Annotated in this window: 21 protein-coding genes; 13 read left to right on the top strand and 8 right to left on the bottom strand. The window is 72.5% G+C overall.

Annotation, left to right across the window (positions count from 1 at the left end):
• Nucleotides 1-52: 52 nt before the first annotated feature.
• From ABD978_RS01100 to ABD978_RS01080, 5 genes are read left to right on the top strand one after another with little or no spacing between them, the layout of a single operon-like run.
• Nucleotides 53-790 carry an SDR family oxidoreductase gene (locus tag ABD978_RS01100; RefSeq protein ID WP_345346686.1) on the top strand — a complete coding sequence of 246 codons (738 nt, stop codon included), beginning with the start codon at nt 53-55 and terminating at the stop codon, nt 788-790.
• A 23-nt stretch (nt 791-813) separates the two neighbouring features.
• Nucleotides 814-1,596: an SDR family oxidoreductase gene (locus ABD978_RS01095; protein ID WP_345346683.1), complete on the top strand. Its 783-nt coding sequence runs from the start codon at nt 814-816 to the stop codon at nt 1,594-1,596.
• Entirely contained in the window at nt 1,589-3,202 is a 1,614-nt protein-coding gene (locus ABD978_RS01090) for a thiamine pyrophosphate-binding protein (protein ID WP_345346680.1), read from the top strand. The genes ABD978_RS01095 and ABD978_RS01090 overlap by 8 nt, the downstream gene beginning before the upstream one ends.
• Nucleotides 3,199-3,927 (top strand): dienelactone hydrolase family protein, encoded by a 729-nt coding sequence (locus ABD978_RS01085; protein WP_345346677.1) that lies wholly within the window; start codon nt 3,199-3,201, stop codon nt 3,925-3,927. The genes ABD978_RS01090 and ABD978_RS01085 overlap by 4 nt, the downstream gene beginning before the upstream one ends.
• 47 nt (nt 3,928-3,974) lie before the next feature.
• Entirely contained in the window at nt 3,975-5,342 is a 1,368-nt protein-coding gene (locus tag ABD978_RS01080; RefSeq protein WP_345346674.1) for an MFS transporter, read from the top strand.
• 87 nt (nt 5,343-5,429) lie between these two features.
• Here the strand turns inward: ABD978_RS01080 and ABD978_RS01075 are convergent, their stop codons facing one another.
• Nucleotides 5,430-5,828, bottom strand: coding sequence for a hypothetical protein (locus tag ABD978_RS01075; RefSeq protein WP_345346671.1), 399 nt, complete (start codon nt 5,826-5,828; stop codon nt 5,430-5,432).
• 174 nt (nt 5,829-6,002) lie between these two features.
• The gene (locus ABD978_RS01070; RefSeq protein ID WP_345346668.1) at nt 6,003-7,073 is read right to left on the bottom strand and encodes a DUF3866 family protein; all 1,071 of its coding nucleotides are present in this window, start codon (nt 7,071-7,073) and stop codon (nt 6,003-6,005) included.
• Nucleotides 7,074-7,124: 51 nt separating this feature from the next.
• On the opposite strand from ABD978_RS01070, the gene ABD978_RS01065 reads away from it, so the two are divergent.
• The 6 genes from ABD978_RS01065 to ABD978_RS01040 all read left to right on the top strand — a co-directional run bounded on the left by ABD978_RS01065 (nt 7,125) and on the right by ABD978_RS01040 (nt 13,361).
• Nucleotides 7,125-8,069 (top strand): helix-turn-helix transcriptional regulator, encoded by a 945-nt coding sequence (locus tag ABD978_RS01065; protein ID WP_345346665.1) that lies wholly within the window; start codon nt 7,125-7,127, stop codon nt 8,067-8,069.
• On the top strand, nt 8,066-9,007 hold the full coding sequence (locus ABD978_RS01060; RefSeq protein WP_345346662.1) for a helix-turn-helix transcriptional regulator: 942 nt from the start codon (nt 8,066-8,068) through the stop codon (nt 9,005-9,007). The genes ABD978_RS01065 and ABD978_RS01060 overlap by 4 nt, the downstream gene beginning before the upstream one ends.
• A 78-nt stretch (nt 9,008-9,085) precedes the next feature.
• Nucleotides 9,086-9,274, top strand: a complete 189-nt coding sequence (locus tag ABD978_RS01055; RefSeq protein ID WP_425550655.1) for a hypothetical protein — start codon at nt 9,086-9,088, stop codon at nt 9,272-9,274.
• A 62-nt stretch (nt 9,275-9,336) separates the two neighbouring features.
• Complete coding sequence (gene tatA, locus ABD978_RS01050) at nt 9,337-9,672, top strand: Sec-independent protein translocase subunit TatA (protein ID WP_345346659.1); 336 nt, start codon at nt 9,337-9,339, stop codon at nt 9,670-9,672.
• 22 nt (nt 9,673-9,694) lie between these two features.
• Nucleotides 9,695-10,564 carry a twin-arginine translocase subunit TatC gene (gene tatC / locus ABD978_RS01045; RefSeq protein WP_345346656.1) on the top strand — a complete coding sequence of 290 codons (870 nt, stop codon included), beginning with the start codon at nt 9,695-9,697 and terminating at the stop codon, nt 10,562-10,564.
• A 73-nt stretch (nt 10,565-10,637) separates the two neighbouring features.
• On the top strand, nt 10,638-13,361 hold the full coding sequence (locus ABD978_RS01040; RefSeq protein ID WP_345346653.1) for a DEAD/DEAH box helicase: 2,724 nt from the start codon (nt 10,638-10,640) through the stop codon (nt 13,359-13,361).
• 101 nt (nt 13,362-13,462) lie between these two features.
• Here ABD978_RS01040 and ABD978_RS01035 read toward each other — a convergent pair whose 3' ends face one another.
• From ABD978_RS01035 to ABD978_RS01010, 6 genes are all read right to left on the bottom strand, one after another.
• Complete coding sequence (locus ABD978_RS01035; RefSeq protein WP_345346650.1) at nt 13,463-14,833, bottom strand: extracellular solute-binding protein; 1,371 nt, start codon at nt 14,831-14,833, stop codon at nt 13,463-13,465.
• 14 nt (nt 14,834-14,847) lie between these two features.
• A complete protein-coding gene (locus ABD978_RS01030) occupies nt 14,848-16,794 on the bottom strand; it encodes a vWA domain-containing protein (protein WP_345346647.1) in 1,947 nt (648 codons plus the stop codon).
• Between the two features lie 120 nt (nt 16,795-16,914).
• Nucleotides 16,915-17,607, bottom strand: coding sequence for a Crp/Fnr family transcriptional regulator (locus ABD978_RS01025; RefSeq protein ID WP_345346644.1), 693 nt, complete (start codon nt 17,605-17,607; stop codon nt 16,915-16,917).
• 160 nt (nt 17,608-17,767) lie between these two features.
• Nucleotides 17,768-18,268 carry a hypothetical protein gene (locus ABD978_RS01020; protein ID WP_345346641.1) on the bottom strand — a complete coding sequence of 167 codons (501 nt, stop codon included), beginning with the start codon at nt 18,266-18,268 and terminating at the stop codon, nt 17,768-17,770.
• 241 nt (nt 18,269-18,509) lie between these two features.
• Nucleotides 18,510-19,418 carry a 5'-3' exonuclease gene (locus ABD978_RS01015; RefSeq protein ID WP_345346638.1) on the bottom strand — a complete coding sequence of 303 codons (909 nt, stop codon included), beginning with the start codon at nt 19,416-19,418 and terminating at the stop codon, nt 18,510-18,512.
• A gap of 60 nt (nt 19,419-19,478) precedes the next feature.
• On the bottom strand, nt 19,479-21,053 hold the full coding sequence (locus ABD978_RS01010) for a SpoIIE family protein phosphatase (protein ID WP_345346635.1): 1,575 nt from the start codon (nt 21,051-21,053) through the stop codon (nt 19,479-19,481).
• A 482-nt stretch (nt 21,054-21,535) separates the two neighbouring features.
• On the opposite strand from ABD978_RS01010, the gene ABD978_RS01005 reads away from it, so the two are divergent.
• Both ABD978_RS01005 and ABD978_RS01000 read left to right on the top strand, forming a co-directional pair.
• A complete protein-coding gene (locus ABD978_RS01005) occupies nt 21,536-22,654 on the top strand; it encodes a M24 family metallopeptidase (protein WP_345346632.1) in 1,119 nt (372 codons plus the stop codon).
• A gap of 213 nt (nt 22,655-22,867) precedes the next feature.
• On the top strand, nt 22,868-24,016 hold the full coding sequence (locus ABD978_RS01000) for an acyl-CoA dehydrogenase family protein (RefSeq protein WP_345347424.1): 1,149 nt from the start codon (nt 22,868-22,870) through the stop codon (nt 24,014-24,016).
• The last annotated feature ends 90 nt before the right edge of the window (nt 24,017-24,106 follow it).

The raw sequence follows: 24,106 nt of genomic DNA, 5'->3' as shown, positions 1-24,106 counted from the left end.
GAGGTTCGATTCCTCCCCTGCCTGAAGGCGGCGGTCTCCCCGGAGGTATCCGATGAAGGATCGGCTGGTCGTCGTCACGGGTGCGGGCCGCGGCCTCGGCCTGGAGATCGCGCGGGCGGTCGGCCAGGCCGGCGCCCGGATCGTGATCGCCGAACGTGATCCCGGGCGGGCGGCCGCCGCGCACGCCGAGCTGACCGAGGCGGGCGTCGCCGTCCACCGGGTCGACACCGACGTCGCCGACCCGGTCTCGGTCGCCGCCCTCGCCGACGCCGTCCGTGACCTCGGCGGCGCGTACGGGCTGGTCAACAACGCCGCGCTCGCCGACGGCGTCGGCGGCAAGCCGTTCCACGAGATCGACGTGGCGGACTGGGACCGGCTGATGGCGGTGAACGTCCGCGGCCCGTGGCTGGTGTCGCGCGCGCTGTTCCCGCACCTGTCGCGGCCCGGCCGGATCGTCAACCTGGCCTCCGACGCCGCGATCTACGGCTCGCCCCGGCTGGCGCACTACGTGACCTCCAAGGGCGCGGTGATGGCGATGACCCGTGCGATGGCCCGCGACGCCGGGCCGCAGGACATCACCGTCAACGCGGTCGCGCCCGGCCTCACCGAGGGGGAGGCGGCCGACCTCATCCCGGCCGAACGGCACGAGCTGTACCGGATCAACCGGGCGCTGACCCGCCCGCAGCGTCCGGCCGACCTGACCGGCGCCGTCCTGTTCCTGCTGTCGGACGCCGCGTCGTACATCACCGGGCAGACGCTCGTGGTGGACGGCGGATTCGTCTTCCACTGATTCGACCGAGAGGGGCGACTTCGATGGATCTCGGCCTGAGCGGCCGCGTCTACCTCGTCACCGGCGCCAGCTCCGGGGTGGGGCTGGCCACGGTGGCGGCACTGCTGCGGGAGGGCGCCTCCGTCGCGGCCTGCGCACGCGACGGGGAACGGCTGCGCCACGCGCTCGATCGGCTCCCGCGCGCCGGCGGGGCACAGGTGCACGCCGGCACGTGCGACGTGGTGGACGGCGCGGCGGTCGCGGACTTCACCGCGGCGGCGCACGCCCGGTTCGGCCGCCTCGACGGGGTGGTCAACAACGCGGGCCGGTCGCTGATGGCACCGGTGGCGGAAACGACCGAGGCGCAGTGGCGCGAGGAGTTCGAGCTGAAGATCTTCAGCGTGCTGAACACCGTCCGCGCGGCCGCGCCGCACCTGCGGGCGTCCGACGCACCGGCCGTCGTCAACGTCAACGCCATCCTCGCGCGCCAGCCCGAGTCGCGGCTCGGCGCGACCTCGGCCGCCCGCGCGGCGCTGCTGAACCTCACCAAGACCCTGTCGGCCGACCTCGCCCCCATCCGGGTGAACTCGGTCGCCCTCGGCCTGATCGACACCGGTCAGTGGCGGCGGCGCTACGAGGCCGCCGCCGACGGACGGAGCTACGCGGAGTGGTCCGCGGGGATCGCCGCCGACCGGGGCATCGCGCTCGGCCGGTTCGGCCGGGCCGAGGAGGTCGCCTACCCGATCATCGCGTTGCTGTCCCCGCACGCGTCCTATGTCACCGGCTCGACGCTCGACGTCGGTGGAGGAGTTGCCAGATATGTCTGATGGAGGGGACCTGCTGGTCCAGGTGCTCCGCGAGCACGGCGTCGACACCGTCTTCGGTGTCATCAGCGTGCACAACCTCCCGCTGGTCGAGGCCGTGGACCGCGAGCTGCGGTTCGTCGCGGTCCGCCACGAGGCGGCGGCGGTCAACGCGGCCGACGCGCACGCCCGCGTACGCGGCGGGCTCGGCTGCGCGCTGACCAGCACCGGAACGGGCGCCGGCAACGCGGCCGGCTCGCTGGTCGAGGCGCTCACCGCGGGCAGCCGTGTCCTGCATGTGACCGGGCAGATCGACAGCGGCCATCTCGGCCAGGGCCGGGGCGTGATCCACGAGACCAAGGACCAGCTCGGCATGCTGACGGCGGTCTCGAAGTTCGCCGTCACCGTGCCGTCGGCCGCGGCGGCGCCCGGCGTGCTGCGCGACGCCGCCCGGCGGGCGCTGGCCAAGCCGTACGGGCCGGTCAGCGTGGAGTGGCCGATCGACCTGCAGTACGCCGCGCAGTCGCCCACGGCACCGGACGCGCGGGCGCCGGAACCGGTCCCGGTCCCCGACGTCGGCGAGGCGGCCCGGCTGGTCGCCGGCGCGCGCAGGCCGGTGATCTGGGCGGGCGGCGGCGCCCGGGAGGCCCGCGCGCAGGTGCGAGAGCTGGCCGAACGCCTCGGCGCGCCGGTGCTGACCTCCAACGCGGGCCGCGGCGTGATCGGGGAGGACCACGAGCTGGTCGTGGGGAACTTCGCGGTCAACCCGGCGGCCGCGCCGCTCCTGGAGGAGGCGGACCTGCTGATCAGCGTGGGGACGCACTTCCGGTCGAACGAGACCCGGCACTACCGTCTCACGCTGCCCGTACGGCACCTGCAGATCGACATCGACCCGGCGGCGATCGGCCGGGTCTATCCGGCGACCGCGGGGCTGTGCGGCGACGCCGCGCCCACCCTGACAGCGCTCCTGGCCGCCCTGGGCGAGCCGGCCGTCGCGGACGAGTGGCGCGAGCGCGCCGTCGCCACGCGGGCGGCGGTCCGCGCGAAGCTGCGCTCCGACATCGGCGAGTACGCCCTGGTCTGCGACGCCATGCGGAGACATCTGCCCGCCGGATCGCCCATCGCGCGGGACGTCACCATCCCGTCGAGTCAGTGGGGCAACCGGCTGCTGCCGATCCTCGACCCGGCGACCAACGTCTTCCCGCTCGGCGGGGGCATCGGACAGGGGCTGGCGATGGGGATCGGGGCCGCGCTGGCCCGCCAGGACGTCCCGACGCTCGTCATCGCCGGTGACGGCGGACTCGCCGTGCACCTGGGGGAGCTGGCGACGCTGGCCCAGGAGGCCCCCTGGCTGGTGCTCGTGGTGTTCAACGACGGCGGGTACGGCGTGCTGCGCAACATGCAGGAGGCCGGCTCCGGCCGCCGCTCCGGGGTGGACCTCTACACGCCGGACTTCCGCACGCTGGCCGCCTCCCTCGCGCTGCCGTACTCCCTCGTCGCCTCCGCGGACCGCTTCGACGAGGTGTTCGCCGGCGCGGTCGCGGCGCGCGGGCCGTACGTGGTGGAGGTCGACGTGACGGCGATCGGCCCGACGCCGGTGCCGTTCGTGCCGCCGGTGGAGGTGCCGTGAGCCACGGGCACGGGCCCGCCAACCGCGGGCGGAGGGTGCTGGCCATGGCCGCCCCTCTCTTCGTACGCGAACCGGACGGTGAGCCCCGGGGCGGCGCGGTGGTGCTGCACGACGTCTTCGGGGTCACGGAGTACGCCGAGGAGGTCTGCCGCGCGCTGGCCCGCACGGGCCGGCTGGCGGTCTCCCCCTACCTGTACTACCAACGAGGCGGCCCGGCCTTCGACGCCGGCGAGCTGGGCGCCGCACGAGGCCACATGGCGGAGCTGACCGCCGACGACCTGACCGCCGACATCGGCGCCGCGCTGAGCTACCTGCGCGCCCGTACGACGGGCCCGGTGCTGGTCGTCGGGTTCAGCATGGGCGCCCACCTGGCGACGTGGGCGGCGGCCCGGCACGAGCTCGCCGCGGCGGTCGCGGTGAGCCCGTCGGGCGTCGGATCGTCGCCGTGGCCGGGCGTGCCTCCCACCGAGCTCCTGGTCGCCGAACGGAGGACGCCGTGGCTGGGCGTCGTCGGCGGCGCGGACGCCAGGGTGGACGCCGGCCTGCTGGAGATGGCGGTGCGGCTGCCCGGCCCGGCGGCCGCGGTGGAGGTGATCGCCGGGGCCGCGCACGGCTTCTACCGCGGCGGCCACCCCGAACATGATCCAGACGCCGCCGCCGAGGCCTGGCGTAGGATCGGGTGCTTCCTGGAGACAAAATCTTTGCCCTCATCTATTGACCGCTAAGATACCGGCTCATAGGGTCGCGGCAACCCGTGGACGGAAGGAACCCCATGACGACCGTGGCCGCCGGGCCCTCCCTCGCCTCCATCGCCGCTCGGCTGGAGCGGTTGCCGAACTCCCGCTGGCATCTGAAGGTCCGCAGCCTCATCGGCGCGGTCACCTTCTTCGAGGCGTTCGACCAGTTGCTCGTGTCCTCCGCGCTGCCCGTCCTGATCAAGCAGTGGCATCTGAGCACCGGCCAGGCGACGTTCGCCGTCACCAGCGGCTCGGTCGGGATGCTCGCCGGCGCCTTCGCGGCGGGCTGGCTCGGCGACCGGATCGGCCGGGTGCGGACCGTCTCCCTCGGCGTCGCCGTCACCGCGCTGGCCAGCCTGGCGCTGGTGTTCTCGCCCGGCTTCGCGTACTTCGCCGCGCTGCGGTTCGTCCAGGGCCTCGGGATCGGCGGCGTGGTCCCGGTCGCGGCGACCTACATCAACGAGATCGCCAAGAGCCGTCACCGCGGCCGGTTCGTGCTGCTGTACGAGCTGATCTTCCCCGCCGGTCTGACGGTGGCCACGCTGGTCGCCGCCTGGGTCGTACCGCACTGGGGCTGGCGGGCGATGTTCCTGATCGGCGCGGCTCCCGCCCTGCTGGTGGCGCTGCTCCAGCGCGGCGTCCCCGAGTCACCGCGCTGGCTGGCGGCCCGCGGCCGCCTGGAGGAGGCCGGGCGGGTCATCGCCCGGATCGAGGAAGAGGTGAGCCGCTCCACCGGCGAGCCGCTGAGCACACCGCAGCCGGCCGCCGAGGCCGAGCCCGTGGCCCGGGGCGGGCTGGGCGACCTCTTCACCGGCCGCTACCTGCGCCGCACCGTGGTGGTCGCGCTCCTGTGGTTCTTCGGCTACTTCGTCAACTACGGCATCACCGCCTGGCTCCCCGCGCTCTACACGAAGGTCTTCAAGCTGGACCTGCAGACGGCGCTGACCTACAACGTCGTCAGCAACGTCGCCGGCCTGCTCGGGTGCCTCATCGTCGCGCTGCTCGTCGACCGGCTGGGACGCCGCCCGATCCTGGCCATCGGGCTGGGCGGGGCCGGGGTCGCGCTGCTCGTCCTCGCCGCGTCGGGTGCGGGCTCGGGCGGGCAGGTGGCGGTCTGGGCGTCGATCACGTCGCTGTTCGTCTACGCCACCAACGTCAGCCTCTACCTCTACACGCCGGAGCTGTACCCGACGCAGAACCGTGCCCTTGGCGCCTCGCTCGGCGGCGTGGCCAACCGGCTGGGCGTCATCGTCGGCCCGATCGTCGTCGGAGCGCTCATCAACGGGAGCGAGGGCATCGCCTCGATGTTCGCCGTGCTCGGGGTGGCGTCGCTCGTGGGCGCCCTGGTCGCCGTCGCGGCCGTGGAGACGAAGGGCCGCACACTGGAGCAGCTCAACTCCTGACCACCCGCGTACGACGCGGGGGATCGCACCGATCACAGTGAGACGCCGGAGCACGTGCTCCGGCGTCTTCGTGTAACGGGTCTCGAATCAGTGCACGATGATGTTCACATTCCGATTGAAGTTCCCTCCATAATCGCCATAGGGATAGAAATGTCCGTAGCGCGAGTAGCCGTAGCGCGGGTAGCCGAAGTGCCGGTATCCGAAGTGCCGGTATCCGAAGTGCCGATAGCCGAAGCGGCCGCGGTAGAAACGGTGATGCCAGTAGCGGTGGTGCCGGAAGTGGTGGAAGTGCCGGAAGTGACGATGGTGGCGCCACCAGCCGTCGCCGAGCGGTGTGCTCGCGCTCGCCCGGGCCACGACCGCGCTGACGTGCGCCGCCGGGATGCTCTGGGCGGATGCGGGCGGGGTGGTGAAGAGCGCGCCGGCCGTGGCGGCGATCGCGACGAGGCCGGCGGAGGCGCTTTTCCTGCTGAGCACGATGATCACCTCGATGCCGGAAGGCGGGAAGGGCGTCAATGGCCCTTCCTGCGATGATCTGTCATCGCCTTCCGCTTCCAGGATCCTCGCCGGAACTCTCGGTAAAACAATCGAACGGTAACGAGAAGGGTATTTCTCGGCGGCTTGGCAGTTTCTCGACTATCGATCTATGCCGTAAAGGCGTCAGCTTAGAAGTTTCGCGACATGGCGTCCGGCCGCGGCGACCGCCAGGAAGCCCGCGAGGTCCTGGTCCAGCCCCCGGCCCATGGTCGAGACCCGCACGGGAGAGTCGCGGACGGCCTCCTCCAGGCCGTCGACGGAGACGGTGACGAGTTCGTGCCGCTCGCCGAGAGGCTCGGCCTCGGCCCGTACCCGGTCGCCGAACGCGCCCGGCAGGTCCGGCACCACCACCTGGGCCCGCGCCAGGGCGACGCGACCGTAGGCGGTCAGGCTGTGGTGGGAGATCCCGCGGTGACGCTCCCGCGCGTCGGCCTCGCTGACCCGCAGGGACGCCACGGGACGGCCCTCCAGGACCGCCGCCGCGTTCACCGCCTCACCCGCCGACACGCCGGAGAACCCCCAGCGGGTGCCCGTGCCGAGGTTTCCCGGACCCTGCGCGACGACGGCGACCTCGGCGTCGAGCACCAGGCGCGCGGCCAGCAGGCCGGTGTGCAGCGTCACCGCCTCCAGATCGCCGCCGAACGCCTGGCCGACCGTCACGGTCGCGGCCAGCGCGCCCGCCTCCCGCAGTGCCGCCGCGGTCCTGGAGAACCAGGCGGGCAGCGCGCCGCCGTCCGGCATGACGTAGACGACACGGGTGCCGGGGCGGTCCAGGTGCAGCCCGGCGATGATCGCCGGCAGTGCCGAGTGCAGGTCGGCGACGACCACCGGCATCCCGTCGATCGACTCGGCGTCGCGCAGCGCCTCGTGATGGGCGGAGTCCTGCTCGTCCGTGCCGAGCACCGTCGCCTGCAGAGGCGTGTAGCGTGCCTTGACCAGATGGCCCGGGCCGGACGGATCCTGCGGGAAACGGTCGGGGACCGCGACCACCATGGCGTACCCTCCGGTGCCGAGCCCCATCGCGAGCGCCGTCGTGTTGAGCAGCACGGCGTCGCCCGGCCGGGGCCGTCCCACCAGGGCCGGATAGGCAAGGGCGCGGGCTTCGCCCTCGTCGTCGATCGTGACGTCGAGTTCGACCGCTCCGGGCCATTCGCGGCGTATCTTGACAACCGTGCCTTTGCGCCATCGGATCACTCGCCAACGGTAGCGTCGGAGGACACGCGGACGGGCCAGAAGGAGTGGACGATGTCGCGCCGCAAGACCGAGCGGCTGCTCAATCTCGTGGTGTGCCTGCTGGCCACCCGGCGGTACCTCACCGCTGAGCAGATCCGGCAGGCCGTGCCGGGCTACCCCGAGGGGGACGAGGCGTTCAAACGCATGTTCGAGCGCGACAAGGAGGAACTGCGCGAGCTCGGCATCCCCATCGAGATGGGCAGCGACGGCGACGAGGAGCCCGGCTACCGCATCCAGCGCCAGGCGTACGAACTGCCGGAGATCCAGGTGGCCCGCGACGAGGCCGCCGTCCTCGGGCTGGCCGCGCGGGTGTGGCAGCGCGCCAGCCTGGCCGAGGCGGCCTCCGGGGCGCTGCTGAAGCTGCGCGCCGCCGGTGTGGACACCGACGAGGCCGCCTCCCTCGGCATCGAGCCCAGGGTCGGCACCGACGACCCCGCCTTCCCCGCCCTGTGGCGCGCGGTCCGGGATCGCCGGCCGGTCGCCTTCGAGTACCAGGGCGTCGGCCGCAGCGCGCCGCAGCGCCGCCATCTGGAGCCGTGGGGAGTGGTAAACAGGCACGGCCGCTGGTACGTCGCCGGCCACGACCGCGACCGCGGTGAGGCGCGGGTCTTCCGCCTCAGCCGGATCAGGGGCGACGTCACCACCGACGGGCCGGCCGGCACGGTGACGGTCCCGGAGGGCGTGGACGTCCGGGAGGTCGTCACCTCGATGGGTGGAACCGCCCCCGGGCGGCGTACCGCCACCGTGCGCCTGCGGCACGGCGCGGCCGACGGCATCCGACGCTGGGCGGCGAACATCCGCCGGGACGACGACGAGTGGGATCTGGCGGAGCTGACGTTCGCCGAGGTGGATCAGTTCGCCGACTACCTCACCGGGTTCGCCGACGACGTGGTCGTGATCGAGCCGCCGGACGTGCGCGACGCGATGATCCAGCATCTGAAGGCGGTGTGCCAGTGAGCTCCTCGGAACGGCTGCGGCGGCTGCTCGCGCTCGTCCCGTACGTCATCAACCGCAGCTCGGTCAGCGTCGAAGAGGCCGCGGCGGCGTTCGGCGTGACCGAAAAGCAGATCATCGACGACCTGAACCTCCTGTGGTGCGTCGAGCTGCGCGCGCCCGACCCGTACTGCCCGATCGACCTGTCCTACGAGGGCGGCGAGATCGTGGTCTGTGAGGCGGAGTCGATCAGCCGGCCGCTGCGGCTCGACGTCGACGAGGCCGCCGCCCTCCTCGTGGCGTTGCGCACGATCGCCGAGCTTCCCGAGCACGGCGACGCCGTGAGCCGGGTGATCGCCAAGCTGGAGGTCGCGGCGGGCACCGCCGCCCGGCCGAGCAGCCAGGTCGCCGTCGAGCTCGACGTCCGCCCGGACGTCCTGGTCCAGGTGCGCTCGGGGCTCGACCGGGGCCGCCGCCTGCGGATGACCTACTACGTGCCGGGCCGGGACGAGAACACCGTGCGCGACGTCGACCCGATGCGGTTGCTCCTCGTCGACGGCTGGTCCTACCTGGAGGGCTGGTGCCGCCGCGCCGAGGCCGTCCGGCTCTTCCGCCTGGACCGCATCGTGGACCTGCGGGTCCTCGACGTCGTCGCCAGCATCCCGGACGAGGCCGAGCCGCTCGACCTGGACGCCGGGCTGTTCCGCCCCTCGCCGGAGGACGTACGGGTGACGCTGGAGCTGTCCCCGGCCGGGCGCTGGGTCGCCGACCACTACCCCTGCGAGAGCACCTCCGAGCTGGGGGAGGGGCGCGTCCGCATCGTGCTGCGCACCCGCGACGTGCGCTGGGTGCGCCGGCTGGCGTTGCGGCTGGCCGGCAGCGGCCGCATCGTCGAGCCCGCCGAGCTGGCCGCCCAGGTACGCGAGGACGCCGCCCGCGCCCTGAAGCTCTACGACGGCTGATCCCGGTCTGACGGCGCGTTGGGCGCCGCGAACCGCGCCCGCGGAGCGAGCGCCGGCAAACCTCGCTATGGTCGGCGTGTGCCGTGGATGATGCTGTTCGTCGGGCTGGCCTTCGCCGGGCTGGTCGTGCTGAGCGTTTGCGCGGTCAAGGTGGGCTTGGCGGTCCGTGGCCTGGGCCGTGAACTGCAGCGGACGAGAGCGCGTCTGGAGCCGAAACAGGAGGCCCTCGCCGGTGAGTTGCAGCGTTTGGAGCGATCAGGGGAGTGAGACATTCGGTCCGACAGCGTACGATCGGACTGAGTATCAGCCACTGCTGAATGAGGACGGACATGCCTGACCTTGGTACAGGGGAAATTCTGATCATCGCGGTGGTCATCCTGATCCTGTTCGGATCGGCGAAGCTGCCGCAGGCCGCTCGTTCGCTCGGCCGGTCGATGCGCATCTTCAAGTCCGAGACCAAGGGCTTGATCACCGACGAGGACGACCAGCCCAAGGCCCGGGCCGAGGCGGAGGACGCCCGCACCCAGGCCGCCCGTCTGCGGGAGCAGGCGGCCCTCCTCGAGCGTCAGGCCGCGGGCCAGCAGCAGCTGGCCGGTCCGGTGGACGACGGCACGACCGTCAGCGGCGTACCGCTGTCGCAAGCGGAGCACGGCAAGAAGTCCTGACGAAACCGGAACCTCCAACGACATGTCGGCGATGAAGCTGCCCCTGCGGCGCGGGGCCTCGCGGAGCGATGACGGGCGCATGCCGCTCATGGAGCACATTCGTGAGCTGCGCATCCGGATCATCAAGGCCGCCCTCGGGCTGATCGCAGGGGCGATCGTCGGCTGGATCTTCTTCAGCCCCGTCTGGGACGTACTGAAGAAGCCCTATGAGCGTCTGCCGCCGAAACACTGCCTCGGCGGGAAGTGCACGCTCGTCGTCCATGGGATCTTCGACGGTTTCTTCATCCACCTGAAGGTGGCGCTGATCGTCGGAGCGGTGCTGTCGTCCCCGATCTGGCTGTACCAGATCTGGGCCTTCGTCGCGCCGGGCCTGTACGCCCGGGAGCGCCGCTGGACCTACATCTTCGTCGGCGCGGCGGCTCCGCTGTTCGCCGTGGGCGCGTGGCTGGCCTACGTCACGCTCGACCGCGGGCTGCGCATCTTCATCGGCCTGGCCCCGGGCAACACGACGGTGTTGGTCGGGATCACCGACTATCTCGGCTACGCCACCGCGATGCTGCTGATCTTCGGGCTCACGTTCGAGCTGCCGCTGTTCGTCGTGATCTTGAACGTCGCCGGGGTGCTGACGCACGCCCGGATCAAGAAGTCGCGGCGGCTGCTGATATTCGGAATCTTCGTGTTCGCCGCGGTCGCCACGCCGAGCCAGGATCCGTTCACCATGCTGGCGCTGGCGCTGCCCACCGTGGTGCTCTTCGAGATCGCCGAGGTCATCGCCTACGTCCACGACCGGCGTAAGGCCGCCCGGCCCGACCCGTACGCGGGCATCTCGGACGACGAGGCGTCCCCGCTGGACCTGCCCGAGGACGAGCCGGCGGACGGCGAGCGCGTCTAAGGTCCCGGCCGACGGGGCCGGGAATCCGCGGCGCACCGCCGTTTCGGTCGGCGGCGGTCCGTAGTCTTGAGCCATGACCACCCCCGCGGAGCGCTACGCGGCGCACCGTCAGCGCATGGCGCTCTTCACGCCCGCGCTGACCGAGTTCCAAAGCCTGTACGACTTCGACCTGGACTTCTTCCAGGTCGACGCCTGCCGTGCGCTGGAGGAGGGCCACGGCGTGCTCGTCGCCGCGCCCACCGGGTCGGGCAAGACCGTCGTCGGCGAGTTCGCCGTGCACCTGGCGCTCGCGGGCGGCCGGAAATGCTTCTACACGACGCCGATCAAGGCACTGTCCAACCAGAAGTACGCCGACCTCGTGCGCCGCTACGGGGCGGGCAAGGTCGGCCTGCTGACCGGAGACAACACCATCAACGGCGAGGCGCCGATCGTCGTCATGACGACCGAGGTGCTGCGCAACATGCTGTACGCCGGGTCCCCGACGCTGACCGGGCTGGCGTACGTCGTGATGGACGAGGTGCACTACCTCGCGGACCGGTTCCGGGGCGCGGTCTGGGAAGAGGTGATCATTCATCTTCCCGAGTCGGTGCGGCTCGTGGCGCTGTCGGCGACGGTCAGCAACGCCGAGGAGTTCGGCGAGTGGCTGCAGGAGGTCCGCGGCGAGACCACGGTCATCGTCGACGAGGAGCGGCCGGTTCCGCTGTGGCAGCACATGCTCGCCGGCAACCGGCTGTACGACCTGTTCGTCGACGACGAGCACACGAAGGTCAACCCGGAGCTGCGCCGGTTCGCGCTGGACGACCTGCGGCGCACGAGGATCAACCAGAGCCGCCGCTCCGGGCGGCGGCGTGAGCGCCGCCCCGAGCGCTACCGGCCGCCGTCGCGCGCCGACGTGATCGACCGGCTGGACCGGGCCGGGCTGCTGCCCGCCATCACCTTCATCTTCAGCCGGGCCGGCTGCGACGCCGCGGTCGAGCAGTGCATGTACTCCGGGCTGCGGCTGACCTCGAAGGAGGAGACCGAGGAGATCCGCGCGCACGTCGAGGCACGCACCGCCGACATCCCGCGGGCCGATCTCGACGTCCTCGGGTACGGCACGTGGCTGGCCGGGCTGGAGCGCGGCCTGGCCGCGCACCACGCGGGCATGCTCCCCACCTTCAAAGAGGTCGTCGAGGAGCTGTTCACCGAAGGGCTGATCAAGGCCGTCTTCGCCACCGAGACGCTCGCGCTGGGCATCAACATGCCGGCCCGCACCGTCGTGATCGAGCGTCTCGTGAAGTGGAACGGCGAGATGCACGTCGACCTGACCCCCGGCGAGTACACCCAGCTCACCGGGCGGGCGGGGCGGCGTGGCATCGACGTGGAGGGCCACGCCGTCGTCCTGTGGGCGCCCGGCGTCGACCCGGCGGCGGTGGCCGGGCTGGCGGGCACCCGCACCTACCCGCTCAACTCCAGCTTCCGCCCGTCGTACAACATGGCCGTCAACCTCGTCGGCCAGGTCGGCCGCGAACGCGCCCGTACGCTCCTGGAGGAGTCCTTCGCGCAGTTCCAGGCGGACCGCGCGGTCGTCGGGCTCGCCAAGCAGCTGCGCCGCAACGAGGAGGCCCTCACGGGCTACCTGGAGGCGGCCACCTGCGACCAGGGCGACTTCATGGAGTACGCCGGCCTGCGGCAGCGCCTCACCGAACGCGAGCGGGAGCTGGCCCGGGAGCGGTCCGGCGCACGGCGCGCCGAGGCGGCGCGGTCGCTGGAGCGGCTGCGGTTCGGCGACGTCATCATGGTCCCGCACGGCCGCTTCGCCGGCGCGGCGGTGGTCCTGGAGCCGGGTAGCGCGAAGCGCTCCGACGACCCGTCCCCGCTCGTCCTCACCATCAACCGGCAGGTCAAGCAGCTGGCCCTGGCGGACTTCCGCGGCCCCGTCGAGCCGGTCGAGCGCATCAAGATCCCGCAGTGGTTCAACCGCAGGTCGGCGCAGCACCGCCGCGACCTCGCCTCCACGCTGCGCAACAAGACCGCGGACCTGGACAAGCCCCGTCCGCAGAAGCGCCCGGACCCCACGCGCGAGGACCCGCGGATCGCCGACCTGCGGCGGCGCCTGCGCGAGCACCCGTGCCACGGCTGCGCCGACCGGGAGGACCACGCGCGCTGGGCGGAGCGGTACTTCCGGCTGGAGAAGGAGACGACGGCGCTCCGCCGCCGCGTGGAGGGCCGCTCCCAGGTGATCTCCCGGACGTTCGACCGGGTCTGCGCGGTCCTCGACCAGCTCGGCTACCTCGACGGCGAGCGGGTCACCGACGAGGGGCGCCGGCTCGGGCGGATCTACACCGAGCTCGACCTGCTCGCCGCCGAGGGCCTGCGCGACGGGATCTTCGAGGACCTGGGGCCCGCGGAGCTCGCCGCGACCGTGTCCGCGCTGGTGTACGAGTCGCGGGCGCCGGAGGACGGACGCGCGCCCCGGGTGCCGGCCGGGCCGGTGCGCGAGGCGCTCACCGAGATGATCCGGCTGTGGGGCGACCTGCAGGAGGTCGAGAAGGACCATCGGGTGGCGTTCCTGCGCGAGCCGGATCTGGGGTTCGTCTGGGCGGCGTACCGCTGGGCGAGCGGCACCCAGCTCGACGCGGTGCTGGTCGACACCGACCTGACCGCCGGTGACTTCGTGCGCTGGATGAAGCAACTGCTCGACATGCTCGGGCAGATCGCGGACGCCGCCCCGCCGGGCGGCGGCGTGCGGGACGTCGCCGGCCGGGCGATGGACGCGATCCGGCGTGGGGTGGTGGCCTACTCCTCCGTCAGCTGACCGGACACCTGCGCGGGTGGGGACCCGCGGAACGGCGCCGGTGTCCCCGCCGGGAACGGCGGCGCCGCTCCCGTGCCGACCCCCCGGCGAGGTCGTCCGGCTCACCCGCACGGCCGGTCCGGGTCGGTGTGGACCGGCCGTCCCGAGTAGGCCGCGCGGAGCAGCCGGGCGAAGGCGGCGTAGTCCACGTCCACCTCGCCGGGCTGGAACGCCGCCGCGCGGAAACAGCGGCGGAACACCTCGCTGAACTCCTGGTACGCCGGGGTCATCGGGCGAGGGCGCGCCCTGGCGATGGCCTGGCGGATCTGCACGGCGAGCTGGGTCAGGTCGGCCTGACCGATCGGCTGTTCACCCGGCGGCGAGTCCGTGCAGGGCCGGGGCGCCTCGTACGCCGACTCACGGGTCGGCGCGAACCCCCCACAGTCGAACAACTGGCTCTCCGCCTTCTGGTCCGTCAGGAACTCGACGAGGCGGCGGGCCTGCTCCTGTTTCCGGCTGTACGCGGAGATGGCGAGGTTCTGCCCGCCGAGGACGCTGGGTCCCGGCAGCGGCGACACCCCGAACCGCAGCCGGCCGCCGGCGCGCATCCGCGGGTCGGCGGCCAGGGTGCGGAAGGCGTACGGCCAGTTCCGCATGAACGCGACCTGGCGGGCCTCGAACGCCTGGATGCTGTACTCCTCGGTCGCGTCGCCCGAGGTCCGGTCGATGCCCGCGACCTGGGGCGGCAGGTTGGCGTGCACGGCCGCCAGGGCGGATCTCACCTGGGTGGCGTACGCGTCGATGACGACCCGGTCGTCGCGGACCACGTCACCGCCGAAGCCCCAGATGAGCTCCAGCGCGTTCACCGCGCCGCCCTCATAGTCGGCGAGCTGCAGGGCGTATCCGGCGGGGAAACCGTGCGCGGTCACCGCCTCGGCGGCCTGACCCAGCAGGTCCGGCAGGCCGACGGGAGCCTGCCGCCGGGCGTCGTTCCAGTAGTACAGCAGGCCGACGTCGGCGTTGAACGGCAGCGCGTACACCGTGCCATGCCAGGTCACCGACTGCCTGAGCTCCCGCAGGAAGTCGCCGTCCCAGCCGTGCGGCAGCGGGAACGGAACGATCGCCTTCCGGGCGGCGAACTCCGCGGTCCAGGGCGCGTCGAGCATGAGCACGTCATAGTCGCAGCCGTACGCCTCGGAGACCGCCGCGAGCTGGCTGCGCTGCAGGTCGGCGACGCTGGAGATCTCGACGATGCGGGCCTGCAGATCCGGGTCGTCCTGATGCTGGGAGTTCCACGTGTTGATCAGCGCCTGGCGCTCGGCTCCGGCGCTGACGTCCGTACCGGCGGCCACGACGATGCCCGTGTGCCCCGGGCAGGGCGTACGGCCGGCGGAGTCGTTCCACGGCGCCAGCGGCACGAGCACGGCGGCGATGCCGAACACCAGACCGGCCAGCATGGCGGTGCGGTGCCTCCGGAAGTAGCCTGCACGCATCCGCCTCGCCTTCCTCAGGGCTGCGTCGTCGGGTCGAAGACCGAGGTCACCACGTCGCTCGGCTCCCGGCTGCCCGCGTCCACACAGCGCACCGCCGATCCCAGCGCCTTGATCGCCGTGGTGCCCTCGCACGTGTCGGTCCCCGTCAGGACGATGATCGGCCGGGTCTTGAGCGCCTTGCGCAGGGCCGCGGCGCGGGCGCGCGGATCGGCCGCCTCGGATCCGCCGTCGGTGAGGACGACCACGGTGGCGTCCGGGTACGCCGCGACACGTGCGGCGGCGTCGCCGATCGCGTCGTACAGCGGGATGTCGCTGCCCTGGAGCGTCAGGCCGTCCAGCGCGGAGCCGATCGTGCCCGGCCCCGCGGGTGGCCCCGTGGCGCGGAACGGAGGCTGCTTCTGGACCCGGGAGAAGACGTCGAGTTCGACGGTGTCCCTGCCGTCGTGGATCGCGGTCTGCGCCGCGGCGCGGGCGACCTGGACGGCGTAGGTGAAGCGGGAGCCGGGCTGCGGCCGGCCGCCGCTCATCGACCCGGACACGTCGAGGGCCATGGCGATGTGCAGCGGCGGCCGGGCCTGGGCGAATCGGGCGAGCGTGTCGTTGATCTGATCGCGCCGGTAGGGCCGCACGGGCATGCGCGGGACCGCGCCGAGGTAGAGACGTCCGTCGGTGGAGTCGGCGATGCCCGGGCGGCCGTCGGCGTCCCGGAACGCCTCGCCCTGCAGCCTGTCGTGCCCGAGCCACCGGCGGAAGTCGTCCACCTGGCGGCTCCGGCGTGTCGACGACTGGCCGTCCCAGGAGACGTGGATGAACGGATAGTCGAAGGTGTGCGTGTCCGAGACCTGGTGGATCGTGAGCTTCGGCCCGCCTCCACCGGGCGCGGGGCAGGCGGTGCCCAGCGCCCGGCCGTTGCCGTAGTCGGCCAGGACCTGTTCCGGGGCGATCACCGCGACCCGCTCGTCGGAGGCGGGACGGTGCCGTAACGCGCAGAGCAGCGCGGCGGAGTCGCTGAGTGGCAGAGCGGCGTTGCCGAGGGCGCGCTCGGTCGTCCGGGGATCACCGAGGGCGCCGCCGGCGTAAAGGTCGACGCTGGCGAGCGCGCCGATCTCCGAGACGTCCGGGCTGGCGCGGAAGATCCGCTGGACGCCGCTGCGGTGGGCCGCGTCGAGCAGCTCGGCGAGGCGAGGGGGGTCCTGACCGGGCAGCACGTTGTCCAGGTCGCCGCTCGCGGACGAGGAGATCCCGACCGCGAGCGGGGAACTGCCGATCGACCCTTCGTTCTTCAGCCGTACGCCGGGGTGGGGCGCCGCGAGGAGCCGGTCCGCCTCGCCGGACGAGGCCGGGATGAGGACGTCCGGCTGGAGGGCTCCGCGCCCGTTCTCGCCGGCGCCCGGCTCGGAGTACCAGCCGTTCTGGAACCCGGACGCGACGTTGAGGACGCTGCCGGAGGGCGCGACGGCGATCCGCACCGGTCGGCAGCGGGCGGAGTGAGCGGCGGTGTACTCCGCGGCGGCCCGCTGCAGCGCGGTGAGGTTCTCCGGGGCGGTCAGCACCCGCAGGTCCAGGGGAGGGGAGCAGGATCCGCCCAGCGCGCCGATCGTTCCGGTGACGGCCCAGCCGGCCCCGGCGACCGCGGCGGCCGTCAGCACGAAGGCGAGGAGCGCCCGGCTGAGCTTCACGAGCTGCTCCCGGGTGTGCTCGACCCAGGCGAGGAGCCACTCGAGGACTTGGTCCTTCTTACCGACCAGGACCACGAGGCCGGACAGCGAACTGGCCACCGCGATCGCCCAGGCCAGCGCGATCGAGATCTGCCGCAGGTGCCGTAGGAGGAGTGCCGCGCAGATTCCGGCGGCGGGAGCCAGGAAGACGAGCAGCTGCCAGAAGTTGGTGATGACGTCGAGCGACTCGCGCAGGAACTTCGAACGCCCCGATTCGCCGCCTGACGGTCGATCCCTCGTCATGTGGCGGTGCCGCTCCCCTCGGCGCTGGGGGTCATCGGGGTCATGAAGTGTAACGCGGTGCTCCCGCTCCGGATGTGTCGAACGACACACCGGATCCGGGGCGGGCTCACCCGCGATGGATCAGCCGTCCTCGTCGTGCTCGGCGATGTCGTGCAGTGCGTCGAGGCGCAGGATGACGATGCGCATCCGGCGCGTGACCACGATCCCCTCCCGTCGCCAGACCGTGAGCGCCCGCGCGACGGTCTCCCGGGCCCGGCCGATCATGGTGGCGAGTTCCTGCTGGGTGAGCGGAAGCGGCAGCGTCACGGTGCCGCCGCCCGGTACGCCGTAGCGCTCGGCCAGGTCGAGGAGGAGCAGGGCGAGCAGTTTCGGGCCGCTCGTTCCCACCTGGGAGGTCATCCGGCGGTCGGCGTCGTCCATCCGGCCGACCATCACCCGGGCGAGGACCTGCGCCGCGTGCGCGTGGCTGTTCAGGAACGAGGCGAACTGCTCGGCGGGGATGGCGAGCGCACGGACCCGGCCCAGCGCCTTGACGTTGGCCGACCGTGGCCGGCCGTTCAGCCAGCCGCTCTCGCCGATCGTGTCCGAGGGGCCCCGGATGGCGAGCATGACCTCCTGACCGTCCGCCCGGCCCGCCGTCACCTTCACCCAGCCGTCCAGAATGATCAGGACGTGGTCGGGGTCGGCGCCCTGGCTGCACAGCAGCGTGCCGGTCGCATACTCACGAGTCCGCCCGGCCGCACGCAACGCGGCTCGTTCGGACTCCTGCAACGCCTGCCAAAACCCGTGTCTGTTCGCGAGGATCTCCTGCACCCGGTCTCCGTCTGCGCGATGACGGTAGAGATTCGCTATTGAACCTCATTACCTCCAGTGGACCTAATAGAGGGGAAATCTGTCTAGAGGCCGGCACCCGAGACCACTGGTGAGGGGGCGGAGTTCCGGGCCCCGGACGCCGGCCGGTCGAAGGGGCTCCTCAGCGACCGGCGGCCAGCGCCACCGCTGCGGCGCTCCAGGCGAGGAACGCCGCGCCGGCAACGTAGGACCAGGTCAGGGCGGTGCGAGTGAGGATCGCGCGGTGACGGGCGGCCGCGGTGAGCAGCCGCAGCCGCCGGAACGCCGGGGCCGCGAACTCCGGCTCGTCCGGCGGGGTCATCGCGATGAACCGGTGGAAGTCCTCCTGCGCGCCGGCGGTGACGTTGTGGGCGCGGGTGAGGAGCACCACGACGTAGCCGAGCGCGGCGGCGACGGGGCCGAGGGCGGCCAGCAGCACCACGCCCCGAGCCGAGCCGGCGAGCGACTGGATCGTGCCCCACTGCAGCACCACGCCCATGGCGCTCATCGTGACGACCCAGCCGGCGAAGGCCGTGGCGTGATTCGAGCGCTGCGTCATGGCGAACATCTCCGTCACGGTCGCGAACGCGACCTCATCGTCCCCGGGCGAAACCGGCGTCCGGCGGCTGACAGTGAACGTCATGGGCAGCCTTCCTCGTGCGCGGGCCGCAACTTTCACCGACCCTGTCACTGAAATGAGAACGCCGAATATGCCGCCGTAGTGCGCCAAATGACGCAAGAAATGCAAACAGTCACCCAGCGGTCACCTGCCGGGACCGTCACAGCGGGTCGCTCACCCCTCCAGCGGTGGTCACGGTGGTGGTCGGTGACCCCCGTCCGTGGTCATTCGCCCCGGGAGGCGGTCACTCGCCCTTCGACCGCGGTCACTCGCCCGCGAGAGCGGCGAGGAGCCGGTTGACCGGCCCGTCGAGGCTCCAGCGGTCGGTCAACGCGACCAGCCGCTCGGGATCGCGGGGCTTACGCGGTACATCCGCCTCGAATGCCGGCAGCGGGATGCGCGTGGCGACCCGGACGACCGTCCGCGCGGCCGCGAGGTAGTCCCGTGCCTTCTCCAGCTTCAGGCGGCTGCCCGGGGGGAAACCCGCCGTCTCGCCCGCGTCGAGGGCCTCCTCGACGCCCTCCAGGGAGCCGAACCGGGTGATCAGCGCGGCCGCGGTCTTGTCCCCGACACCAGGCACACCGGGCAGCCCGTCGCTCGGGTCGCCGCGCAGCGTGGCGAAGTCGGCGTACGCCCGGCCGGGCACGCCGTACTTCGCCGTCACCTCCGCCTCGTCGACGACCTGCAGGGCCTTGATCCCGCGCGCGGTGTACAGCACTCGTACGGGCTTGTCGTCGCGGACGAGCTGGAACAGGTCCCGGTCGCCGGTCACGATGTCGACCTCGCCGTCCTGCGTGGTCGCGAGCGTGCCGATCACGTCGTCCGCCTCGTAGCCGGCGGCGCCGATCCGGGCGATCCCGAACGCGTCGAGGACCTCCTCGATCACCGGGACCTGGGTCGCGAGCGCGTCCGGCGTCTGGTCGCCGCCGTCCGCCGCGACCCGGTGCGCCTTGTAGGACGGCAGCGCCTCGACCCGGAACGCGGGCCGCCAGTCCGCGTCCATGCAGGCGACGAGGGCGTGCGGCGAGCGGTCCCGGACCAGGCGCGCGATCATGTCGAGGAGGCCGCGCACGGCGTTGACCGGCGTGCCATCGGACGCGGTCACCGTCTCGGGCACCCCGAAGAAGGCGCGGAAGTACAGCGACGGCGTATCGAGCAGCATGAGTCCACCCACGCCGTCATCCTCTCAGCTTCCGGCCCGCCGGTAACCCGTACCGGAGACCCCGCCCGCCGGTCAGACGATCTGGATGGCCACGACGCAGGTGTCGTCGTTGGGGTTCGGCGCGCCGAACGCCGACAGGACGCGGTCCAGGACGGTCTCGGGGTCGTTGCTGCCCGCCGTCTCGGCCACCCGCAGCAGCAGGTCCTGACCGACCTGCAGGTCGCGGTCCCGTCGTTCGATCAGCCCGTCGGTATAGAGCAGCAGCAGGTCCCCCGACTCCAGAGACGTCGTCGCGACGCCGAACTCCGCGTCGTCGACCGCGCCGAGCAGCATCCCGTCGGGCGGGTCGAGCGTCGTGGCCTTGCCGTCGCGGATCAGCACCGGCGGGAAGTGCCCGCCCTGCGCCCACGTCAGCGTGCGGGTCTCCGGGTCGAACCGGCCGGCCAGCGCCGTCGCGGTCAGCGACGTCGGCCAGTGCAGGGTCAGGCGGTTCAGCCAGGACAGCAGGCGGTCGGGCGGCGCGCCGGTGAACGCGAGCCCGCTCAGGCCGTTGCGGAGCCGGGCCATCGCCGCGGCGGCGGTGCGCCCGTGCCCGGAGACGTCGCCGATCGCCAGGAAGACCCCTTCCCCGTCGATCGCGCTCGTCTCGTACCAGTCGCCGCCGACCCGGGACAGGATCCCGGCCGGAAGGTAACGGATCGCCGCCCGCAGGCCCGGCTTGCCGATGACGCGCTCGGGCAGGGGCAGGATCGAGCGCTGCATGTCGATGGCCTGACGGCGTTCCTCGTCCACCCGTAGCTGCTCCAGTTGCCGGCGTGACGCCGTCAGCGCACGCTCACCGCGCCGCCAGCCCGTGACGTCCTGATAGACGCAGCGGACGGCCATGGGCCGGCCCGCCGCGTCGACCACGGGCTCGCCGATCAGCCGGAGCTCTCGGGTCTCCCCGTCGCGCCGGATGTGGATCTCACTGTCGACGGGCTCCCGGCCGTCGACCAGCGTGCTGACCAGGTGGGCGGTCAACGGGACGTCCTCGGGGACGACGACCGCCGCGAGCCGGTCGAGCGGCAGCGGCCCTTCCTCGGGATCACGTCCGAAGATCACATAAACCTGCTCGGACCAGTGGCTCGCGCCGGTCGCCGGCTCCCACGTCCCGCAGCCGAGATTGCCGAGGCGCTGGGCGTGCTCGAACTGCTCGAGCAGGTCGTCGGGGGCGGGCCGGGGGCACACCCGGGGGTCGGCGGGCGATCGGCCCGCCGGAACGGCCGTCGACGGTCGCGGGCCCGCGGCCGGCGGCGCGTCCTGACCGGCGTCGGCCGCGGGAGAGGCGGCCTGACCGGCGTCGTCGGCGGGAGAGCGGGGCGCCGGGGGCGACTCGCCGTCGCGCGCCTCCGTGGTGAACAGTAATGCGGCCGCGTCCAACGGGGAGATGCCGCTGTCCCGCGCCAACTGGAGGAGATGCGTGTAGGCGGCGTCGACGCCGCAGCGCAGGCGCTCGGCCAGCGCGCCCTTGGCCTGCTCGATCGCGGCGGTGGTCCGGAGCCTGTCGCGCAGCTGCTCGAGCTCGGCGCGGAGCTGCTCGATCGTCGTCTCCGACGTGTCCGCCTGCTGCTCTGGGGGCCTGTCGCCCGTGGTGTGAGGGAATCCCATGGAGACCACTTTCGATTGTGATCGTCTTCGGGGGCGATGGTGGATCTGCTTCGCTGAGAAGGTCGTCGTCGATTGATATGTGTGTGACACACGAGGCCAGCGGGGTGTCGCGCTCGCCTTGTGCACGCTCTGAGCGTGCACGCCATCGTAGCGATTTTCGCTGTCCGTGATGGGGTTATCGCACACAGCGAGCATCATCCTTCGGGCTTGTGCGCCTCTTGTGCATCGCCGGCGCCGTCCCCGGGGCCCGTCGCGCGCGGCCGGAACCCCCGTCGGATACTCGTCATGAGAGGGGGCGTACGGCCCCCGCGCCCCGGCCGCCGTGACCACGGGATCGGCGGCGCGGCGATACGGGTGGGGGAGGCCGGACGTCCGCCGTACGGCACCACCGGGGCACGCCTCGCCGCCCGGCGGCGACGGGCCTGGTCGCGCGGGGAGTAGATTGCGGCCGACACGTAGATTTCACGAGGAGAGGGAACGGTGTGACCAGCCCGACAGCCCTATTCGAGCCCGACCGCCTCGCCCGGGTGCGCGAGGCGACCGCCGACTCCGGACTCGGCGCGCTCCTGCTGACGCCAGGGCCCGACCTGCGCTACGTCACGGGCTACGACGCCATCCCGCTGGAGCGGCTCACGTGCCTTGTCGTGCCCGCGGCGGACGATCCCTTCCTGGTCGTCCCCCGGCTGGAGCTGGCCGCCGCGCAGGCCTCCACGGCCGGTGAGCTCGGCGTGGAGCTGGTGCCCTGGGACGAGACCGAGGACCCGTACGCGCTGGCGGCCGGGCGGCTCCCGCGCGACGTCGGCCGCGTCGGCGTCGCGGACCGGATGTGGGCGGTCATGGCCCTGCGCTTCCGCGCGGCGATGCCGGGCGTGGAGCAGGTCGCGGCCGGCCAGGTCCTGGGGGAGCTGCGCAAGCGCAAGAGCGCGGCCGAGATCGAGGCGCTGCGCGAGGCGGGGGCGGCGATCGACCGGGTGCACGGCATCGTCCCGGCCCTGCTGAAGGCGGGCCGTACCGAGCGTGAGGTGGGCCGCGACATCGCCGAGGCGATCCTGGCCGAGGGGCACGCGACGGTGGACTTCGTCATCGTCGGCTCCGGGCCCAACGGCGCGAGCCCGCACCACGAGCTGTCCGACCGGGTGATCCAGGCCGGTGAGCCCGTCGTCGTCGACATCGGCGGCACGATGCCGAACGGATACTGCTCGGACGAGACCCGCGTGTACGCCGTGGGGGAGGCGCCGGCCGACTTCCACACCTACTACGCGGTGCTGAAGGAGGCACAGGAGGCCGCCCGCGCCGCCGTCCGTCCCGGCGTCACGCCCGAGGCGGTGGACGCGGCGGCGCGCGAGGTCATCGCGGCCGCCGGGTACGGCGAGTACTTCATCCACCGCACCGGCCACGGCATCGGCCTGGAGACGCACGAGGAGCCCTACATCGTGGCGGGCAACACCGAGCCGCTCGAGCCGGGGATGGCCTTCTCCATCGAGCCGGGGATCTATCCGGGGCCGCACGGGGCGCGCATCGAGGACATCGTCGTGTGCACCGCCGACGGCCACGAGAGCGTCAACCACGTCACCCGCGACCTGATCGTGGTCGACGCCTGACCGGTCCGCCGTAGAGGGTCCTCAGGCCGTCCCGGGAGCGCGGTACGGGATGGTCTGGGGCTCTCGGGCGGGTGCCCGGCTCCGCCCGGGCGAGGGCGCCCGAGGCGCCCCGTACGTCTCCTCCGGGTGATAGCGCCCAGATAGTTGGACGTCCTACTATTTCGGAAGGTGCCCCTCAGCGTGGAGGGGCTCGAGGCCGGAGGCGAGTGGACGATGGGCGCTGATCGTGAACTGCCGACCCCGGAGGCGTACGACCTGCTCGAGCTGACCCGTGACCTGGTCGCCGCGGAGCTCGCCCCGCGGGCCGCCGCAGACGAGGAGGCCGGCCGGTTCCCCCGCGAGGTCTTCCGTACGCTCGGCCGGGCGGGGCTGCTCGGGCTGCCGTATCCGGAGGAGTTCGGCGGCGGTGGTCAGCCGTACGAGGTCTACCTGCAGGTCGTGGAGGAACTGGCCACGGGCTGGCTCGCGGTCGGCCTCGGAGTCAGTGTGCACACGCTGGCGTGCTTCCCGGTCGCGGGTTACGGCGCGACCGAACAGCGGGAGCGGCTGCTGCCGGACCTGATCGGCGGTGAGCTGCTGGGCGCGTACTGCCTGTCCGAACCCCACGCGGGGTCCGACGCGGCGGGGCTGACCACCAAGGCGTACCACGACGGCGGCGCGTACACCGTCAACGGCACCAAGGCGTGGATCACGCACGGCGGGCACGCCGACTTCTACACCCTCTTCGCCCGTACGGCGGCCGACAAGAGCCGCGGCATCTCGTGCTTCCACGTACCCGGCGACACCGCGGGCGTCCGCGCCGCCCCGCCGGAGAAGAAGATGGGCCTGCGCTCGTCGCCGACCGCCCAGATCCACTTCGACGACGCCCGTATCCCCGACGACGCCCGGATCGGCGCGGAGGGCCAGGGCTTCCCGATCGCGATGTCGGCGCTGGACGGCGGACGGCTCGGCATCGCCGCCTGTGCCGTCGGCGTCGCCCAGGCGGCGCTGGACACGGCGGTCGCCTACGCGCGCGAACGCCGTCAGTTCGGGCAGCGCGTCGCCGACTTCCAGGGGATGCGGTTCATGCTCGCCGACATGGCCACCGGCGTGGCGGCGGCCCGGGCGCTCTACCTGACCGCGGCCCGCCGCCGCGACGCCGGCCGGCCGTACGGCACGCAGGCGGCGATGGCCAAGCTGTTCGCCACCGACACCGCGATGCGGGTGGCGACCGACGCGGTGCAGGTGCTCGGCGGCTACGGCTACGTCAGCGACTTCCCCGCCGAGCGGTTCATGCGCGAGGCGAAGGTCCTGCAGATCGTGGAGGGGACCAACCAGATCCAGCGCATGGTGATCGGGCGGCACCTCGCCGATCCGCGGTGACGCCGGAAGGCGATGTCGTGAGGTGACGGCGTGATCGGCGAGACGCCGGGCGGAGCGGCCTCCTCAGGTCGTTCCGCCGTGAAACCGTCC

Origin of the sequence: Actinoallomurus liliacearum, assembly GCF_039542035.1 — a bacterium.
Lineage (GTDB): Bacteria > Actinomycetota > Actinomycetes > Streptosporangiales > Streptosporangiaceae > Actinoallomurus > Actinoallomurus liliacearum.
Note: the sequence above shows the minus strand (reverse complement) of the source record. Positions and strands in the feature narration are given on the sequence as shown.

Coding starts and splice junctions, on each gene's coding strand:
- ABD978_RS01020 (WP_345346641.1), bottom strand. CDS start 18,268: ATGACGTTCACTGTCAGCCGCCGGACGCCGGTTTCGCCCGGGGACGAT.
- ABD978_RS01035 (WP_345346650.1), bottom strand. CDS start 14,833: ATGCGTGCAGGCTACTTCCGGAGGCACCGCACCGCCATGCTGGCCGGT.
- ABD978_RS01010 (WP_345346635.1), bottom strand. CDS start 21,053: ATGGGATTCCCTCACACCACGGGCGACAGGCCCCCAGAGCAGCAGGCG.
- ABD978_RS01100 (WP_345346686.1), top strand. CDS start 53: ATGAAGGATCGGCTGGTCGTCGTCACGGGTGCGGGCCGCGGCCTCGGC.
- ABD978_RS01095 (WP_345346683.1), top strand. CDS start 814: ATGGATCTCGGCCTGAGCGGCCGCGTCTACCTCGTCACCGGCGCCAGC.
- ABD978_RS01065 (WP_345346665.1), top strand. CDS start 7,125: ATGTCGCGCCGCAAGACCGAGCGGCTGCTCAATCTCGTGGTGTGCCTG.
- ABD978_RS01000 (WP_345347424.1), top strand. CDS start 22,868: ATGGGCGCTGATCGTGAACTGCCGACCCCGGAGGCGTACGACCTGCTC.
- ABD978_RS01040 (WP_345346653.1), top strand. CDS start 10,638: ATGACCACCCCCGCGGAGCGCTACGCGGCGCACCGTCAGCGCATGGCG.
- ABD978_RS01080 (WP_345346674.1), top strand. CDS start 3,975: ATGACGACCGTGGCCGCCGGGCCCTCCCTCGCCTCCATCGCCGCTCGG.
- tatA (WP_345346659.1), top strand. CDS start 9,337: ATGCCTGACCTTGGTACAGGGGAAATTCTGATCATCGCGGTGGTCATC.
- ABD978_RS01030 (WP_345346647.1), bottom strand. CDS start 16,794: ATGACGAGGGATCGACCGTCAGGCGGCGAATCGGGGCGTTCGAAGTTC.
- ABD978_RS01090 (WP_345346680.1), top strand. CDS start 1,589: ATGTCTGATGGAGGGGACCTGCTGGTCCAGGTGCTCCGCGAGCACGGC.
- tatC (WP_345346656.1), top strand. CDS start 9,695: ATGTCGGCGATGAAGCTGCCCCTGCGGCGCGGGGCCTCGCGGAGCGAT.